Origin of the sequence: Methyloglobulus sp. (genome assembly GCF_046714055.1) — a bacterium.
Classification (GTDB): Bacteria; Pseudomonadota; Gammaproteobacteria; order Methylococcales; family Methylomonadaceae; genus Methyloglobulus.
In genome coordinates this window covers 1-18,482 of record NZ_JBKKBJ010000133.1, presented here as the reverse complement: position 1 = coordinate 18,482, position 18,482 = coordinate 1, and the positions used below count along the sequence as shown (strand labels likewise).

Sequence of the window (18,482 nt, the reverse complement as noted above, 5' to 3'; positions counted from 1 at the left end):
CATGAATACAGCAAAGTCTTTGATGGCTTGATTAAAGGTGATGGCTTGCATAGGGTAGCTCCCTAGTTGTTAAGGCCATTTTGACTAAAGTCAGAATGATTGGCAAGATTAAAAACCAGATAATTTTTACCAGCCGCTTTGTCAACAAGCAGTGCATCGAAGTGTTGGGCTTCCTTACGTCAGCGCCAACCTACAAAATACCCAACATACGGGATGTTTCAGTATCTCATCCAATATTTGCGTTTCCAGTTGTTCAAGGTGCTCGTTCAAAATGTACTCTGTGGCTTGAATGACCGCCATATTTTCAGCAAAATCGCATCATCGTATACCCAAAAATAAATGGTTAGTTTGCAAAATTGTTGACTACAATTTTGCCCCCTGAAATAACAAGATCGGGATACTCCAATACCTTGAAATCATGGGTCGGATCGCCTTTTACTGCAATAATATCGGCAGGTGCGCCGCTTTGTAATGTACCCAGCAACGGTATATTCAGATACTGGCCTGCTGTCGATGTTGCGGTACGCAAGATATCAAGCGGTTGCATTTTTGCCGTATGCATCATATAGATAAGTTCCTGTGCATCAATGCCCCAGGGAATATCCGGGTGGGCAATTTCAGCGCCGTATAAAAATATCCCGCCCAGCGCCGCCCATGTGTTGGCATTGTGGCTAACACCGGAACATTTCGACAAAGTGTCTAGGGTAGTGACTATTTTTATGTTCCGTGCCACCGCTTTTTTTAGCAATGGTTCGGGGATAATGTCACAAGGAACGTGGGCCCATTCATCGACACCCGCGTTAATTGCAATCTTCGCACCTTTTTCTTCACCAATATGTGCCGTCACTCTACGGTTGTGTTTATGGGCTTCATCGACAATCGCTTTGACAATATTTTCCGGCAATAGCGGCCATGCCTGTTTTGCGTGGGCATCTCTGTGTACAAGCTGATGATGGGGATTTTTATGCCCTGCATCCGGTTGATTTTCATGACCATGTTCATGATGGCTTGATGCCCAGGGCGCTCCCGTTTCGCCACCCGGTTCCAACGCGACCTTAATCACGACTGCGCCGCCGTCGATAAGGTTGCGGACAGTTTGCCGCGCTTGTTGTTCTGTGGAAACGGCTATTGCAATACTTTCATCAGCCCATGCTGGAATCGGATAACCACCAGGCGCGGTAATAATCGGCCCGGAAGTGAGCACACGCAAGCTGCCGTTGCCACCATAAGGCTGGTGAACGGGTCCGCCTACATCCCGAATCGTGGTGATGCCATGCTTTAGAACAGTATCAGCCGGAATATGTTGTAAGCCAAGATGGGCATGTAATTCGATAAAGCCTGGCAACAGGGTTGCATCACCCAAATCAATGATTTTCGCATCACTGGACTTGAATGCTTCGCGGGTGTCGATTTGTGCCACTTGTCCATTTATGACCAATACCGAAGTATTCGTTCTCATGTTATTGCCGTCGAAAACGCGTGCCGCATGCAGCAGGAGTGGTTTAACCCCTGTTTCTTGGGCGATAACCAAGGATGGGACAAAGACTGTCAGAGCTAAAAATAGCAAGGTCTTGCTTCGACCAAGCATCTTAATTATCGTGCGTTTTATCATTTCTAATCTTCAATTTATGGGTTATGGGAACCTCTGTGTCAAAAAACGCCCTCTCCCTTTGGGACAATGCCGTTAAGTTAAGCGATTTAGTCCCTTCTCCCTTGAGGGAGAAGGTTAGGATGCGGGGGACAAAAAGCCTTTTACCTTATTTTTAATTCTCCTCACCCCAACCCTCTCCAGCAGGAGAGGGAGATTTTTTCTTAACTTAACGGCATTGTCCCAAAGGGAGAGGGCGGCATGATGTCGAAGTTATTTCATGCTTCTTCCTTAGTATCGGGATAAATGATTACCCCAATACAGATGCGTTAATTAAAAACTGATTTCCATACCTCCATAGAAGGACAGTGGAGCGCCAGGGTTTAATATCTGGGCATTTGCTGCCGCCCTGTCCAGAACATTGTGGTTGGTAACGTAAGCGGTATCGAGCAGATTCCGGGCTTCAAAAAATACCTTATAATGATCGTTAGACCAGCCGGTACGCAACCCCAGCAGACCGTAAGAATCAATCTTATAAGTATTCTCAAAATCCGCCCAACGTTTCCCCACCACATCATAAGTAGGGCCTAAGAAAAAGCCGCTTGCATGGCGATAGAGAACTTCACCCCTTAAGAAGTAATCAGGGGCGGCGGGTAAGTCATTGTTGCCGTAAAGAGGATCATCATCAAAGGTAAAATGGTTCACCGTAAAGGTCAGCATGGGTTCGAGAGAGTGTGTGCCTTTGCCATCAATGTCAAGTTTGGCACTGACCAAACCTTCAACGCCAGCGTGAATTGTGCTATCAATATTCTTTGCCAGACTCAGTCCCGCCACAGGCGAAACTGATAGGATTTCGTTGTGAAGCCACGAATAATAGAGCGATAAGTCCCACGACACACTGTTTAAGACACCGAAATTTTGATTTCCTCGTGTACCTATTTCGATAGAAGTGCCTTCCATCGCCTTTAAGGTTGCACCACCGGCGTTGGTGATGGTGTTATCGGCCAGATTAAAGTTGGTCGGCGGCTCGTATAAGCGACTGACATTGCCATAAACACTGCTGTTTTTGGTCATGTTATACATCAACCCTAAACTGGGATTTATGCCGGAATAGTTTGCATCGGGATGGCTATTTATACCTGTGAGTGCATTAGTGACTGGATTTACACCAATATTATTCACTTCACGGTGTGCAAACACCCCTTGCAAAGCAGGGGTAAGCGTCCATTTATCCGTAATATGCCAGTGATCCTGAGCAAAAATTTCGACATTATCGGCTTTTTTGGTGATTTGATTGGTCAGGCCATTGCGTCTGCCGCCATCATTACGGTAATTGCCGCCTTTATCCGAGTTGGTGCCAAAATTAACGCCCAGCAATAACTCGTGACTGTCCAGGTGCAGGTTGTAGCGGGCGGACGTACCCCAGTCTTGCTGGATGGAATCAACCAGCAGACTGAAAACTTCTCGTGGTGGCAGCGGCCCTGGCCCGTCAAAATCAACAAGAACCTTGTCTACTATTGGATGATAAAGCTGCTGGTTTTCAAAAGAAAAGCCAATATCGAGAGAGCTTTTATCGTCAATCGTCCAGGTAGTTTTATTGGCAACACGTTCCGTTTCGACATTCAACTGTAAATTGCCGCCAATGGCTTGGCGACTCGCTTGATTGGGATTGGTGTCGAATTGTGCGCGGGTCAATTGCCCTGGCAACTCCTGATTGTTTTTAAGGTAACTTACAAAAGTACGGTTAACGATGGAGTCGGAGATTTGCCAGCCGAAGTTGCTATAAAGACCAAAGCGATCCTGCTGGTTGTGGGCGCGGTAGCCATCCCATACTCTTCCTTCGACAGTCAATAAACCGTCAAGGCTATCATTGAAAACCCTGCTCACCGTTCCTCGACCGAGAAATTGACCGAAACTGCCACCGTTGAGAGAGAGGTTCATGGCTGGGCCGTTATGTGCAGTCGGTGTTGTAAAATCGACCGCACCGCCTAATGTACTTGCACCGTACTTTAGTGCGTTCGCACCGCGTGCAACCGTTGCAAAACTGGCGGCCAGTGGATCGATGAGGCGGTTGTGGTTGTTGCCGTCAGCCGCAGTGACAGGCAGGCCATCTTGCAGGAACTTAACACCATTCCTGTCAAAGTCAGTGGAATCCAGATTCGAGCCACGACTCGAAAAAGTGACTTGCTCATTGCCAAATTGGCTGACCGCCCAAACCCCCGGTACATAGCGAAAAAAATCCGCTATGCTGGATACGTTGCGTTCGTGCAACTCCTTGATATCAACCAGGCTGACGCCACCTGGCGAAAGTTCAACTTCGGCGCGTGCGGCGGCAAGTTTCTGGTCGCTTTTTCCCGTCACCACCATCGTTTCCAGCTCAATAATTGGCTGTGTTTTGTCTGGCGTAGTTATCGTGGCATGGTGTCGTGAAGCGGATTTTTTGACGGATTTGTCTTCCTGGGTTTCTGTGCCATCGGCGACTTGCCTGTATGGGTTGTTGTCCAGGGGTTGTGCCCGCTGTCCTGCCCCTGCCGGATTGTTGGCAAGCGCCAACAATATGGCCGTTGCAAGGGTGTTGCAGGTTAACCTGGATAAAAGGAAAGGTCTTGGCTTATTGTGGAATTTAGTTATTGTCATTATGTGTTCCTAATAGGTAATCAGATAGAAATTTGAACCATTACGGTTGTCGCTGCATGAATTATCATGCAAACGATGAACAACCTGTTACTGAGCGACTTGAGTGCTAACATATTTAAGTTTTCAATTTTTCAGATGAATTTACATAAATCAACCCTGAACGTTACTCAATTTCCTCAAAAAGAGTGCGGCTAGGCATTGCGCCTATACCCGCACTAGAGAGGAAGGGGATGCAACTTATGCGGAGCTATGGACACCGGCAGAAGTTTATGTGAGCCAAAAAGATCTCTGGCTCACAGATAAATATAAGCACATTTCATGCCATATTTATCATGCGGATTGTTCTGTTTGGGTTGCTTGCGACTTGATCGCGAAACAAGACTAAACCTATTGAATAATATGATAAATATCATTTATTATTGGCGAACCTGCACCTTATCTAAGCAGATATGGATTTTGCGGTAATTGGCAATTTTAAGGCGGCTAACAAGCACCGTTATCAAAAAGTGTGTGATATGACACACTTTTTGATATTTTACGCGACCCTGAAACCCGCATGTGGAGCGGGATCCAGGAAAGAAGTGTGTGATATGACACACTTTCAGAAAAAAGTGCGTGATATGACCCACTTTTTTTGCCATATGTTAACGTCTATTCTCAGTATTCATGACAAATGGATAAAAATGGGCTGAATTGGGGGCGCTGCTATCGGTAAAGCAAACCCGTTCAAGCTCAAATTATGTAAGGATTTTCCGCACATCGTAATCCGCCATATCGACGGAATCGCATTCGGCGGGTTACGCCCCCCAACCACCAGGGGCGGATTCAAGCCCAACCATGTTACGCGACTAACCCTCCCTAGGGGGATAGCTCAGGGTCAGACTCCATTGATTTAGGTTTTTTTTGATTTTTTGACAACGGCTTACTTATACAAAGCTGTAAAGCTGTAAGGCGGTTTCGCCGACTGGCAAACCGCCATAATTGGAGTGGATGGAGTTGATGGAGTTGATGGAGTTGATGGAGTTGATTGTTACACGGATTTTCTAAGCTGTGATTAGGGTCGTGCTTAAATTGTCCTAACCCAACTCTCAACCGGAACCCGTAAGGCGGATGGCGCGATGCTTATCCGCCCTACATCGGATTACTATTTTACGTCCCTAAATAATATTTTCACCCACTCAACTTAAGCCAACGCAATCGACTGGCATTAGCAACCACAGTTAATGACGACATCGCCATTGCTGCCCCGGCAATCATGGGGTTGAGTAAAATTCCAAAGAACGGGTATAAAAGTCCGGCTGCGACGGGAATGCTGATGGTGTTGTAAAAGAATGCGCCGAACAAGTTTTGTTTGATATTTTTCACCGTTGCTTTGGATAAGGCAATGGCTTCGGGTACTTTCAGTAACGATCCCTGCAAAATAACGACATCGGCGCTCTCAATCGCCACATCCGTGCCTGTGCCTATTGCCATGCCGACATCGGCTTGTGCCAATGCGGGGGCATCGTTAATGCCATCGCCGACCATGCCGACTGTCTCGCCCTGTTGTTGCAGGGCTTTGATAATACCGGCCTTATCTTGGGGTAGCACCTGAGCCTTGACTTCGGTAATACCCGCCTGTTTTGCGATAGCTAGTGCGGTGATGTTATTGTCGCCAGTCACCATAATAACGCGGACACCCAGCTTTTGCAGTTGTTGTATGGCATCGGCGGAATCTTTTTTGATGGGATCGGACACTGCAATAATTCCGGCAATCGTATTATCGACCGCAAGCAACATGGGCGTTTGCCCTAATGCCGATAATTCTGCCAGTTCTCCATCAAATTTACTGGCATCAATGCCTTTCAGTTCCATCAGGGCGCGGTTACCGAAATAAACCGGTTTTCCGTTGATGGTAGCCACGACACCATGACCGGCAATGGCTTCAAATTTTTGCACTTTTTCCAACTTGAGCTGCTTTTGTTCTGCTGCTGCCAGTATGCTCGCGGCTAAGGGATGTTCTGAGCCGGACTCAATGCTGGCTGCCCAGGCCAATACAGAGTCTCCATCGAATTTAGCCGTGTGCTTTATGGTGGAGACGGCGGGTTTGCCTTCGGTAATCGTTCCGGTTTTATCGAGAACCACGCAAGTCAGTTGTCCGGCTTTTTGCAGGGCATCACCTTGGCGGATTAAAATTCCTGATTGTGCCGCCCTGCCCACCGCAACCATCACTGAAATCGGCGTTGCCAATCCTAACGCGCATGGACAGGCGATCACCAGGACGGTCATAGAGGTGACAAAGGCATAGCCCAAGGAAGGCACAGGACCAAAGTAATACCAAAGCGCGAAGGTCAAGATGGCAATCAACACCACAATCGGCACAAAAATACCGGAGATTTTATCGACCAGACGGGCAATATCGGGCTTGCTACTTTGCGCTTGCCGAACGCTTTTTATGATCTGCGCCAATGCGGTATCCCGACCAATACGGGTGGCTTTAAACAGGAAAGTACCTGTCTGGTTGATGGAACCCGCAACCACTTCACTATTGACGGATTTTTCCACAGGTATAGGTTCGCCCGTCAACATGGATTCATCAACCGTCGAATGGCCTTCTATCAACACGCCATCAACGGCGATTTTTTCACCCGGCCTGACCCGTAGCGTTTCGCCTAAACCGACTTCTTCAATGGGAACATCAGTTTCTTTACCATCCCTGATGACGCGGGCAGTTCGAGGTTGCAAACCGATGAGTTTCCTGATGGCACCGGAAGTCCTGCCCCTAGCCATCGTCTCCAGACCTGTTCCCAAGTTAATAAAAGCCAGAATGACTACCGCCGCTTCAAAGTAAGCGTGTTTAGCCAGTGACGGCAACACGCCTGAGAAATCAATCACAATGCAGGAAAATAGCCATGCCGCGCCCGTACCCAAAGCAATCAGGGTATCCATATTGGCCTGCCCTAAGCTAAGGGCTTTGGCTGCTCCCAGGTAAAAGTGCAAGCCGGAATAGATCAGTATACCTAAAGTAATCAGGGCAATTTCCGGCCAAACCCAACGTCCTGTTGCGGAACCTATTTCGGGTAGCCAGGCAAAATGCTCGGCCAGCATGAGTAAAGCGCCGAAGGCTCCGGCTACCGCCGCTTTTTTCATCAAGGAGCGATAGCGGTTCTGTTCCAATGCTTCTTGTTCCTCGGGGTTTTCCAGTCCCTCCATAACGGCAGCGTCGTATCCTGCGCTAACCACAGCTTGTTTCAACAATTCAGGGTCGGCATGGCCTTTGACCATGGCGGAATGGTCGGCAAAATTGACATTGACCGAAACGACCCCCGGCACAGATGCCAACGCACCTTCAACAGTACTCACGCAACCCGCGCAACTCATGCCCATAATGGATAGTCTTGTTTCGTCTGATGTTATTTCGGAGGCTTGTTCCGTACTCATGGTTTCACCTTAATTGTTGTGAAAAATCAATGTGTATTATCAATCACCGCGTATCCAACATCCGTAATGGCTTGTGCGATGGCTTTAAGGCTGGTTTTTTTTGCGTCGAATTCGACGTTGACCTCTTGGTTTTTACTTGAAGCCGTCGCCGACTTCACTCCATCCAAGGTCTTTAGCTTTGTGGTGACATTGCTTTCACAGCCGCCACACTTCATACCTGTTACTATTAACGATGCCGATTCAATCATTTTTCGCCTCCATAAATTTTGTGTAGGGTATTTATATCACAACCGATAAACTGCGGATACTTGATCGTAATCAGACCATTGCTAGGTATTCATTGAATAATGGCCGTTGTTATTGGTACGATTACCCCTTAACCATTCATCGTACGGACGTATGGAAATCAATACCATCACCAACCAAACCATTGCCCTTGCTGGCATAGCCCAAGTAGCCGTGTTAGTCCAACAATTGGCAACGACCGGTACGTGTGACCAGCAAGCCATGGAAGCCAGCGTAGGTAGTATATTAAAAATAGATTCGGACAGCGTCGCCGATATATATGGCGGTTTGGGCGGGTTGAAATTAGGCTTTGAACAACTTAACGGACAAATTACGGGCGATAAAGCGCCCAATCCTGAGCAAGCACGTTATTCGGCGGCTATCGTGTTTTTGGAAAGAAAGCTATCCGACCGAAAGGATATGCTCAGCGCCATACAGGCCGGGATCGTCAAAGCACAAACCCAAACTGAGCAATTTGGGCTGTTGCATGAGAATGTCCTAGCGAATCTTGGTAACCTTTACCAGAGCACCATCAGTACCTTACAGCCTAGAATTATGGTTAATGGTGATCAAGGATACCTTTCCAGCCATGCAATCGCCAGTAAAATTAGGGCATTGCTCTTGGCGGGAATACGTTCGGCCATGTTGTGGCGGCAATGTGGAGGTTCGCGCTGGAAGTTCATCTTTTACCGCAAAAAAATCCAGGCAGAATTACAGTATCTTTTAAACCAAATTTGATGACCACGACCCAGCCATGCAGATCGATGACATCAACAAAATAAAAAATTATCTGCTCGTCTTGCAAGATAGCATCTGCAAGGCTTTGGAAGGAGAAGAACCGGAAGCGCGGTTTATAGAAGACCTCTGGGAACGCAGCGAAGGCGGTGGCGGGAGTACACGGGTATTAGCCAATGGCCAGGTTTTTGAGCAAGGCGGGGTAAATTTTTCGCACGTATCCGATTTTAATCTGCCGCCTTCAGCCACAGCAAAACGGCCTGAACTCGCCAATCGGCAATTTCAGGCTATGGGCGTGTCGCTGGTCATTCATCCCAACAATCCTTTTATGCCGACTTCCCACGCCAACGTGCGGTTTTTAATCGCAGAACAAGAAAATGAACCGACGATCTGGTGGTTTGGCGGCGGTTTCGATTTGACGCCCTATTATCCGTTTGAAGAAGATGTTATCCATTGGCATCAAACGGCCCGATCTGCCTGTGAGCCTTTTGGCGAAAACGTGTACCCAGAATATAAAAAATGGTGTGACGACTACTTTTTCCTCAAACACCGCAATGAAACCCGTGGCGTCGGCGGCTTATTCTTTGATGATCTGAACGAATGGGGTTTTGAACGCTGTTTTGCCTTTATGCAAAGCGTGGGCAATCGTTACATCGACGCTTATCTGCCCATCGTGCAGAAACGCAAAGCCACCGTTTTTAGCGACAGGGAACGCAATTTCCAGCTTTATCGCAGGGGGCGTTATGTTGAATACAACTTGGTTTATGACCGAGGAACTCTGTTCGGCTTGCAATCCGGCGGTAGGACAGAATCAATCCTGATGTCGTTGCCGCCTGTGGTACATTGGCAATACAACTGGCAACCTGAACCCGGTAGCCCTGAGGCGACTCTTTATGAGCGCTATCTAAAGCCTCAAAATTGGCTGGGGATTTGACTATTCAAGGCCAAATTTAGCTTAGTTCATGCCCCACACAACATCAGCCCACAATTTTTCTCTAAAACCAGGCTCTGTGTAGCTACTCCATTGGCATAACCCAACAAACGAGACAGAATCTCCCTTAAAACCCAAAAAAATATATATACCAGTCAGAATGGTAATACTTCATAGAAATTACGATTAGTTCACAGTATAAAGTAGACAATTCTTCTACATTTTGCGTGTACCTCCTGAAAACAATTGGATGTTATGTGGTGCAAGGATGCACATTTTTTAATGCAATGAGGTAGAAAACGACCCATTCCGTTAACGCAGATTGAGGGTAACCAAAATGAACGACCAACTGATTAATCTTTATAACGCAACCGGCTTTAACCGGGTTGTAGATTTCGTTAAAACACTGGCTGGAGGAAACTCCGAAATGCCGCTGGGTCACGTATTGCTTATCAGCCGAGTGCTGTTCGCTGTAGTTATGACCGGCTTTATCGGCTATTTTTTCGACCGCATGAAGCAATCGCTGCTCTCTATGGAGAACAAGGCGAAGACGAATAATCGGCAGGGGCGGTAATGCCAGATGTTTTCACTGAATGGATGTGAATTTCATGGAACAAAAGCAGCGTTGACTTATTGCGCTTCTCATTGCACATGGATGTGATGTCAAAATTAATTGAGACAAGGAATTAGTTTTGACGAAAAAGCAAAATCCAATTTGGGCTTTGCATTCGCTGACAAATCCAGGATCGATTTGTCAGTTTCTTTTCTACTACTGGCAAGCTGTCCCTACAAAAATCGATCAAGACTATTTGGATAGGCTATGTGGATAGTCGAGTGTTTATCCCCTATTTTGGTTTTATATCTTCGGTGGCCAATTGTGAGTTTCCTCTTTGCAGCGATTGCACCAGGCATAAAGGGCATCGTAAATGACCAATCCATGCCCCAGCATTTCGTGATCGTCCGTGTAGCAATGCGATAATCCTAGCGAAATGGCGTAAAGGCCAGCCGATTGTGGTGTCAGGACTAATTGTGAGGTATCCGCCCCACGAACGATCAAAGCGAGCGTTTGCAAGGCTGGGTCGGTGAGGCTGTATTTCTGAAAAAGGCATCAAAACTGCACAATTCACCGACATGCGAAAGTTCGACACCGGGAATATCATAAGGAATTGCGCCCGTTTGTTCCGCACTATTAATAACCGCATTCGCCGGGACATAAAGGAACTCGGCTTCCGGGTCGATGAAACGGGCAATCAGCCACGGACAGGCAATACGGTCTATTTTAGGGCGTTCTCGGATAATCCATTTCATGGGGGGTGTCCTAACTATGCGCTTGACTGTTTAACGCGGATTTTATGGCCTTGGCCAAATCATTTACAGAACCCACTCCCCAATAGTGTAAAAAAACGATCTTGGGCGATTCTCCGATCATATGGTGATGTATCGCGGTGATAAAAATGCCTGCATTATGCAAGGCTTTCAACACACCTTGTAATTCTGATTCCAGCATGGCGAAGTCGCCATCCACGACTGCTTTTTTATCGCTGCCGGCAAATGCCGCCCAGGTATTAACTCCCATTGCCTTGCCAGCGTCGTGTCCCGTCATCATCGTCGAGCGGCCTATGGTCACTTTGTAGATTTCGTCGGCCTTTTCGACAGGAACGCCGATAATCGTTTCGATCGCTTTCGGATCGAGAGAAGTCTTGCTGGCTACGAATGGCGTATGCGGCGCGTGAACCTTACCGCCACTGGTATTTTTTATTTCCAGAAAAATCTTACCCACACCCGCCGCAAGCTTATCCAGATTACCCAAGCCGCCAATGTGCATGAACATCACTTTCGGCGTGTCCCAAAGGAAATGGTTGTGCAACGCGGTGACTTCGATGCCGCTGTCCAGCGCTATGCTCAGCACCGGATTAACCTGGTCATCTTGCAACACCATGTCGCCCATCACCATGACTTGATCGCCAGCCGCCTGAAATCCCACCCAGGAAGTAAGTCCCATCGCGGGGATCATTTTGACCCCTGCTATGGTCACGGCGAGATCGGTTCGTGGAACGCTGACCTTAAAAACGTTCTCGGCTGCATCCAATTTACCTTTAACGCCGGTCAGTTTCTCTATCTTAATCGTGTTCAACGAACCCAGAGGGCTTTGTTCCTGCTGAGCAAAACCGTGGTTAGTGGCTAAAGCACACAACAGCAGCATGGAAGCCTGATACCAACGAATCGTATTCATAAGAAAACTCCTACCTGGGCTAGCCAGGGTTTGACGTAAGTGAATAAAAGTCCCGCTGCACCGCAGTAAGCAATCACTGGGATTACCCCGACTTTGTAGCGAAACAAAGCCAGCAGCGCAGAAAGACCGATCAAGGCGGCAATTGCGTCGAAACGTTCCGTAAAGCCGTGCGGCCAGAAGACGTGGTAGGCAAAAAATGCCGCCAAGTTCAGGATAACGCCCACCACGGCGGCGGTGATACCGGTCAACGGTGCAGTGTATTTCAAAATGCCGCGAGTGGATTCAACCAAAGGGCCACCCACCAAAATGAACAGGAAACTGGGCAAAAACGTGAAATAAGTGACGACGAATGCCGCCGTAGCGCCAGCAAGGAACAGATGATCGGGCCCAAACACAGCTTTCGTCCATCCGGCAACAAAACCGACAAAGGTAACGACCATAATCAAGGGCCCCGGCGTGGTTTCTCCCAATGCCAAACCGTCGATCATTTGATGTGGTGTCAGCCATTGATAATGCTCGACCGCGCCTTGATACACGTAAGGCAAGACTGCGTAAGCGCCGCCAAAAGTCAATAACGCCGCTTTGGTGAAAAACCAGCCCATTTGCGTCAGCGCCCCATTCCAGCCGTAGCGCGCGCACAGAAATCCTATGGCCCCGCCCCACAAGATCAATCCAACGAAGACCAGTTTGCTTATGGTTAGCCAACTAAACTTGGCGTGTTCGGGTATCGGCGTGTCGTCGTCAATGAGCGCCGGACCGTAACTGTGTTTGGCCGCGCCGTGTCCGCCACCGACGGCAAATTTCTGTGGTGCAACTTTACCACCGATAGCGCCAAGTAATCCCGCAACGAAAACGATTAAGGGAAACGGCATATCGAATACGAAGATAGCGAGAAACGCCAAGGCCGCCATTGTCCATAGCAGCCCGTTTTTCAATGCCCGTGAACCAATGCGGTAAGCCGCAAACACTACGATAGCGGTCACCGCCGGTTTGATGCCATACAGCACCCCGGCAACGCTGGGCAAATGCCCGAAGGCCAGATAAATCCAGCTTAACCCGATCAGGATAAACAACGACGGCAGGACGAACAGCCCACCCGCAATCACCCCGCCCCAAGTGCGGTGCATCAACCAACCGATGTAAATCGCCAACTGCTGGGCTTCGGGGCCGGGCAGCAACATACAATAATTGAGCGCATGCAGATAACGCCGTTCGGAAATCCAGCGTTTTTTCGCGACCAAATCCTGGTGCATGATAGCGATTTGCCCGGCCGGGCCACCGAAACTGATAAAACCGAGTTTGAGCCAATACCAAAAGGCCAGGCCTAAGGTAACGGGCTGCGGAGGGGTTTGTGATGGATCAGGTTGATTCATGAATCGTTTCCTGAAAAAGCCTGATAAAAGGCATCAAAAATTTTTTCCGCTTCGACTAATAGCTCATCGTCAGCTATCCAGCGTTGCCGCATCCCGCGAATGAGCGTCTCTAGTCCCGCCGCCTCAAGGACGGGAATCCCGCCGACATCCAGGAAATGCACTAAAGCGCCGAGTCGGTTTAAAGCGGCATCCTTTGCCAACCCGAAACTCGCCAGTAACACCTCAAAAGTGACTTTAGCACCCACATGGGTGAACACGCCCCCATCAAAATCAAAGCCCAACACTTCGGCAGGGCAATCATCCGGTTCTACAAGCCAGAGAAATCGCGCTTCGGGATCGATGAAACGCCGGATCAACCAAGCGCTGGCAAGCCGGTCGATCCACGGACGCTGGCGGGTCGCCCAAGTTCGGCCTTGGTAATCTTGATGGTGGAGCCGCCTGATTCGCCGATGGACGGCATGGGGTTCATCGGGTGAAAGGCGCTCAGTAACCGTATGTTCCAAATCTTCCAAGGCGGCGGTGGCCTGTTCCTGTGCTGTGCCGGGAAAAAAATCCTGGAGTGCAATAGCTTCAAAGTCTTTACGTAACCAATGCATCTGTTTTTGGAGTTTGCCGAGGTCATCTGGCTGAAGGTTCAAATCGGTTGTTTTCTGAATATCCTCGACCAATTTTGCGTAATCGGCAGACCGATCGAATAGTTTTTCGAAGACTTGTTGCTGATCCTGGCCTTCGCTGTCCAAAGCCAGGACATGGGCGATTCCGCCCCCCGCAATAACGTCTTCGGCCTGAAACTGAAGCGTTTTCAGGAACTCAGGACGATGTGGCAATAAATAAACACCATCACGCAATATGCCGCAGCCCAGCGCTTTGAGCGCTCGCCAGACGCGCATACGTCCAGCAGAGTTTTGGGTCGGCAAACTGACAATGAGGATTAACCAGGAGCACTGCATTTTTATGTTCTTATATTGCTTGTTTGTTGAGTATTCTACTATATAAACGATTGACAGAGCCAACGGTAATTCTTGTCGTAGAGGGATTCTCGACCTCTAAGGATCCCATGCAGGAACGCGGCTAATGCGTTTTAGGGAGGAGGTATAATTCACAAAATAGAAATCTTAGGCTGAGCCAAACCAGCAAGTAGCCTTGATGTAACGCAGTAAAATCGAGGATAAACAAAGCCTGGTCTCTCGATTCCGTTAGACTTCATCGAGACTGCTTGCTGAATGTCTCTTGGTGGGGATAGCCCTAATATCTCATTCCGTTGCTATCCTTGGGCATCCAAAAATAGCGGGGAAATTGGAGGAATTATTAGAGATGCCCTACAATGAAGTTTTTAGCAGGAAAAATATGATTGTTATAGCCGTAATGGCTCTGATTTTTACTTTTGTATCGGGTTCGCTTTTTTACGTTTATAAATATCGAGGATATGTTCGTTACGTAAATTTTGCGGAATATGTAAGAAGAGGTTGGCCAATGTTTACTCCGTTCAATTGTCTTCTCTATATGTTTACGCAAAAAAGAGCCAGTCACTCGATTATGGATATGAATGAGTTTCCTGAACTTGATCCCATCAAAAATAATTGGAAAATCATCCAAGAAGAAGTTCTCAACTTATATAAAAATGGTCATTTTAATTCGGCAACAAAAACAGGTTCAAGTGCTTCCTTTGATTTAGGTTTTCATTCGTTTTTTAAAAACGGCTGGAGTAAATTCTATTTAACTTGGTATGGCTACACTCACAACTCTGCAAAAATGCTTTGCCCAAATACTGTTAAAATCTTAGAGAGTATTCCCGAAGTAAATGGCGCTATGTTTTCTTTATTACCTGCTGGCTCTCAACTCAAAAGGCACCTAGATCCTTTGGCTGTTTCTTTAAGATACCATTTGGGTTTATCGACTCCCAACTCAGACAACTGTTTTATCAACGTCGATGGCAAAGATTATACCTGGAGAGATGGCGTAGCTTTTATGTTTGATGAAACTTATCTTCATTATGCAAATAACAATTCTCAACAATACCGTTTGATTTTAATGGGCGATATTGCTCGCCCTATGCTTAGTATTGGCTCTATAGTTAATTTTGTATACAAAGGTTTTGCAAAACTCACAGTGGTGCCAAATCTTGAAGGTGATAAGCAAGGATTAGTGAGCACTATTTTTTCAACCCTCTCACCTATTATTCAAAAAACAAAAGCTCTCAAACAAACAAATAAAAGAATGTATCTAACTATTAAACACACAGTGGTTTTTACTTTACTCATTTTTGTAGTAGGGATTCTTGCAGGTATTGTAAACTTACTCCGCAGCTTAGGAACAATAATCATCTCTTAGGTGCAAAACAGCGTCCATAGTTACCACTTTCAGCATCCATTTTTACCAGTTTGAAAATAAATTACTTTCACCAAACAATCCCATAGCAATTTTTCTTGGTCAATTTTGACACTTTACCTGGATACTTTTCGACTCTGATTGACATTCTGGTCGCTTACCAAAGTCCAGTGAATCCTGTAAACAACGCTAGATATTCTTACAGCTAAAACTTGCAATTAACACCTTACTTACTTCGCATCGAGCCTAATAACACCCTCCCATTCCAGTGGTGAATTATGCCGATAAGCTAAAGCCATATCCAAATAAAATCGAGTTGGGCCATCGACCCCATGATTATTCAGAAGAGTTTGAAAGCTGGCTACGGCATCTTCCCAGCGCCCTTGTTGAAATGCGCTTAATCCATGGGCGAATTGCTTGTAAATAGCTTGTTTAGCGACGCTGACCTCTGATTCAATACCTACAATCTCCACAAGTTCTAAGGGTTCATCCCGGCCAAGCAAGCGAAAGCTGCCGACTGGCCGGTAAATGACATGAGTTAGACTGGCGACGATGGCCGCAGAAGCCAAAATCCGGGTTCCCAGAAATTTGTTCACGCCCTGGATGCGTGAAGCGGTATTGACAGTATCGCCGATTGCCCGGTAATGGCTGCCCTCACCGGCATCTAGCCTACCCAGCGCCATATCACCCTCATGCAAACCGATTCGCGTAGGAAGACGACCGACAATAGAGGGCTCATTAAATCTCGCTACCGCCTGTTCCATTTCGAGCGCGGCCAAACAAGCCGCAAGTCGTTGGCTGGCAACAGGTAAATCAATCCATACCGCCATCATGGCATCGCCTGTTACATCTGCGATGATGCCATCATGAGAACTCACCGGATGTCCCAGTACCTGGTAGTAAGCGTTCAATAACTCCCACATTTGGTGCGGCGTATGATGCGAGGCGACAGCCGTATAGCCTTCAATATCAGTGGCGAGACATAAACCGCAGACATCCCGCTCTGACATTAATTGTGCTGTGCCTTGTTCTGGGTACCATTGCCCCGGTGATGCCGACACAAAAGGCATCCATTGTGGAAACACCCGGCGTACAAAAGAAAGAATCCTTTTTCTTTCTTTTAACAGATCCCAGCGCGACCACAGCAATGATATTAGCCAAGAAAAAGGTAATTGAACCAATAACGGCACGACCACTGGCAACCAAGCGCCATTACGGGTAAAGCTCCACAAACTCAAGACAACATAAGCGCCTGCAAATACCAAGCTGGCCAATATTCCCGATAGGCCTGCCATGCCAGTAAGCAGCAAAGCCACTACAAAACCGAACAGTGCATTCGACAACCCTGTAGAACAGGGCATTCCAATAGTCCGATTTTCCAATAAATTGGCAAATTGCGTTGCCATAATTTCTACACCCGCCATCTTGCCGCTGCGCGTATCTGTGAAGGGAGTTTGGAAAAAATCTGTTTTACCCGGTGAATACTTGCGGTTAGACTTTCCGACAAACACCACCTTACCTTGTAAATCAGTAACTTTCCCATCATAAACATCGCTGTACGACTCTGCCCTTATGGCCTGTGGCGGTCCGTAATAATCAAGATAACGGGAGTCTTCCAGGCAAATCAGGTTGTTAAGGGATTCCTTAAGGGAACCTCTAAAAATCCCCTCTCCTTCAGGGAGAGGGCTAGGGTGAGGGGTTTTATCTAAACCAGACAGGCATAACCTACGCTTCTCATTTAACCAAACAGAAATGGGAGCGTCTGGCTCGGCAATGCCTTTTAACGCACCGGTACGTTGCAGATAGTACAACCAGGCCACTACTGGCAAGGTAGGCGCTTCTGCGAGCGTATCAAGAAAGATCCAGCCTTCCCGAATGGTAGAATTTTCAGCATCGTTAGTCAGGTAAAATGGCGCATGGTCTAATGCAGACTGAACGAGTACGGACGTAGGAATAATTTTACGCATGGCAATAAGCTGTTCGGAAAGTTGCTGTTGTCCACCTTCCCTCTGGACGAACGGCTCTTGGTTACTTTCCGAACATTCATCCCGACCGTAAAAATCCTCAACCCCGCGCCGCAATTTCTGTACGCAATCGGCCACCAACACGTTGCCAGCTTTTTGCATTGCCGCAGCAAATGCTGGATCGTGATCGGGATGGGACGCGATAAACTGAAGATCAAAAACAACCAACGCCACACCCTGGCTGTGCAATTCTTCTACCAACTTGGCATGAAAGCTACGCCACCGGGTTAAATCCTGGCCCACGCCTAAACGGGATTCCGACGTTTCATCCATCGCCACGACCACGACTTCAGCAGGCGACGGTCGTGTTCCCCGGATTTGGAACAACGTATCCAAACCCAACGTCGTTTCCAGCCCAGCCAAATAATCAATGCCGCTGCCGAGCAGGAATGTGATTAAGGCTATGGTGATTGCGCGAGGGAAAAGGTATTTCATGGTTGGAATTTTCTAGGTATCCAATTGGGTTGGAACAAGAAAGTAGCCTCTATGCAACGTAGCGGAATCGAGGTTTCAGTCATCAAACTCAGGTTCTCCCCATGTCGTAATAGAAACTACATCTGATGCCCAATCTGATCTTGCCCCAATTTCACGGACACCCCACTAAGCGACTTTATTGGCTTCAAAAGCAACTGGGCTCATATAGCCCAATCTGGGGTGTAGCCGTTTGCGGTTGTAACACACTCCAATTTATTCGAACACTTGACACTTTGCATCGAATCGGGTTTGTAACCGTCCACCATGCACCGCTTCGACCTTGAAGCTGTGGCCCCAACTTTCCATGGCCGCGTTATCGTAACAGTCGCCTTTCTTGCCCATGCTGGAAACCAATTGGTGCCCATGCGAAAGTTTCTGGTAGGCGGACGGACTACTGGCTGCCCCGGCCAGAATGGGCAATGACCCCTTTTGGCGGCCGACGATGCCATAACGC

At 47.6% G+C, this 18,482-nt stretch carries 12 protein-coding genes and 2 pseudogenes; 4 read left to right on the top strand and 10 right to left on the bottom strand.

The window, feature by feature from the left end; translation table 11 throughout:
* Window positions 1-343 precede the first annotated feature (343 nt).
* The 4 genes from ACLQ6D_RS08120 to ACLQ6D_RS08105 form a co-directional block, all read right to left on the bottom strand.
* On the bottom strand, window positions 344-1,588 hold the full coding sequence (locus ACLQ6D_RS08120) for an amidohydrolase family protein (protein ID WP_411726780.1): 1,245 nt from the start codon (window positions 1,586-1,588) through the stop codon (window positions 344-346).
* A 333-nt stretch (window positions 1,589-1,921) separates the two neighbouring features.
* Window positions 1,922-4,225 carry a TonB-dependent receptor family protein gene (locus ACLQ6D_RS08115; RefSeq protein WP_411726779.1) on the bottom strand — a complete coding sequence of 768 codons (2,304 nt, stop codon included), beginning with the start codon at window positions 4,223-4,225 and terminating at the stop codon, window positions 1,922-1,924.
* 1,170 nt (window positions 4,226-5,395) lie between these two features.
* On the bottom strand, window positions 5,396-7,645 hold the full coding sequence (locus ACLQ6D_RS08110) for a heavy metal translocating P-type ATPase (RefSeq protein ID WP_411726778.1): 2,250 nt from the start codon (window positions 7,643-7,645) through the stop codon (window positions 5,396-5,398).
* Between the two features lie 26 nt (window positions 7,646-7,671).
* Window positions 7,672-7,893 (bottom strand): heavy-metal-associated domain-containing protein, encoded by a 222-nt coding sequence (locus tag ACLQ6D_RS08105; RefSeq protein ID WP_411726777.1) that lies wholly within the window; start codon window positions 7,891-7,893, stop codon window positions 7,672-7,674.
* A 151-nt stretch (window positions 7,894-8,044) separates the two neighbouring features.
* On the opposite strand from ACLQ6D_RS08105, the gene hflD reads away from it, so the two are divergent.
* The 3 genes from hflD to ACLQ6D_RS08090 all read left to right on the top strand — a co-directional run bounded on the left by hflD (window position 8,045) and on the right by ACLQ6D_RS08090 (window position 10,170).
* Window positions 8,045-8,668 carry a high frequency lysogenization protein HflD gene (hflD, locus tag ACLQ6D_RS08100; RefSeq protein WP_411726776.1) on the top strand — a complete coding sequence of 208 codons (624 nt, stop codon included), beginning with the start codon at window positions 8,045-8,047 and terminating at the stop codon, window positions 8,666-8,668.
* Window positions 8,669-8,684: 16 nt separating this feature from the next.
* Window positions 8,685-9,599 (top strand): oxygen-dependent coproporphyrinogen oxidase, encoded by a 915-nt coding sequence (gene hemF, locus ACLQ6D_RS08095; protein ID WP_411726775.1) that lies wholly within the window; start codon window positions 8,685-8,687, stop codon window positions 9,597-9,599.
* Window positions 9,600-9,933: 334 nt separating this feature from the next.
* Window positions 9,934-10,170: a hypothetical protein gene (locus ACLQ6D_RS08090; protein ID WP_411726774.1), complete on the top strand. Its 237-nt coding sequence runs from the start codon at window positions 9,934-9,936 to the stop codon at window positions 10,168-10,170.
* A gap of 282 nt (window positions 10,171-10,452) precedes the next feature.
* Here ACLQ6D_RS08090 and ACLQ6D_RS08085 read toward each other — a convergent pair.
* The 4 genes and pseudogenes from ACLQ6D_RS08085 to ACLQ6D_RS08070 all read right to left on the bottom strand — a co-directional run bounded on the left by ACLQ6D_RS08085 (window position 10,453) and on the right by ACLQ6D_RS08070 (window position 14,152).
* Window positions 10,453-10,904 (bottom strand): annotated as a pseudogene (locus tag ACLQ6D_RS08085) (chromate resistance protein ChrB domain-containing protein).
* A gap of 10 nt (window positions 10,905-10,914) precedes the next feature.
* Entirely contained in the window at window positions 10,915-11,829 is a 915-nt protein-coding gene (locus tag ACLQ6D_RS08080; protein ID WP_411726773.1) for a DUF1259 domain-containing protein, read from the bottom strand.
* Window positions 11,826-13,202 (bottom strand): chromate efflux transporter, encoded by a 1,377-nt coding sequence (gene chrA / locus ACLQ6D_RS08075; protein WP_411726772.1) that lies wholly within the window; start codon window positions 13,200-13,202, stop codon window positions 11,826-11,828. Before chrA ends, ACLQ6D_RS08080 begins: the two co-directional genes overlap by 4 nt.
* Window positions 13,199-14,152, bottom strand: a complete 954-nt coding sequence (locus tag ACLQ6D_RS08070; RefSeq protein WP_411726771.1) for a chromate resistance protein ChrB domain-containing protein — start codon at window positions 14,150-14,152, stop codon at window positions 13,199-13,201. Before ACLQ6D_RS08070 ends, chrA begins: the two co-directional genes overlap by 4 nt.
* Before the next feature lie 364 nt (window positions 14,153-14,516).
* Here ACLQ6D_RS08070 and ACLQ6D_RS08065 point away from each other — a divergent pair, with 364 nt between their 5' ends.
* Entirely contained in the window at window positions 14,517-15,533 is a 1,017-nt protein-coding gene (locus ACLQ6D_RS08065) for an aspartyl/asparaginyl beta-hydroxylase domain-containing protein (protein WP_411726770.1), read from the top strand.
* Window positions 15,534-15,760: 227 nt separating this feature from the next.
* Here ACLQ6D_RS08065 and ACLQ6D_RS08060 read toward each other — a convergent pair whose 3' ends face one another.
* Window positions 15,761-17,989 (bottom strand): CHASE2 domain-containing protein, encoded by a 2,229-nt coding sequence (locus ACLQ6D_RS08060; protein WP_411726769.1) that lies wholly within the window; start codon window positions 17,987-17,989, stop codon window positions 15,761-15,763.
* Window positions 17,990-18,241: 252 nt separating this feature from the next.
* Window positions 18,242-18,482: pseudogene (locus ACLQ6D_RS08055) on the bottom strand (hypothetical protein); the annotation flags it as partial.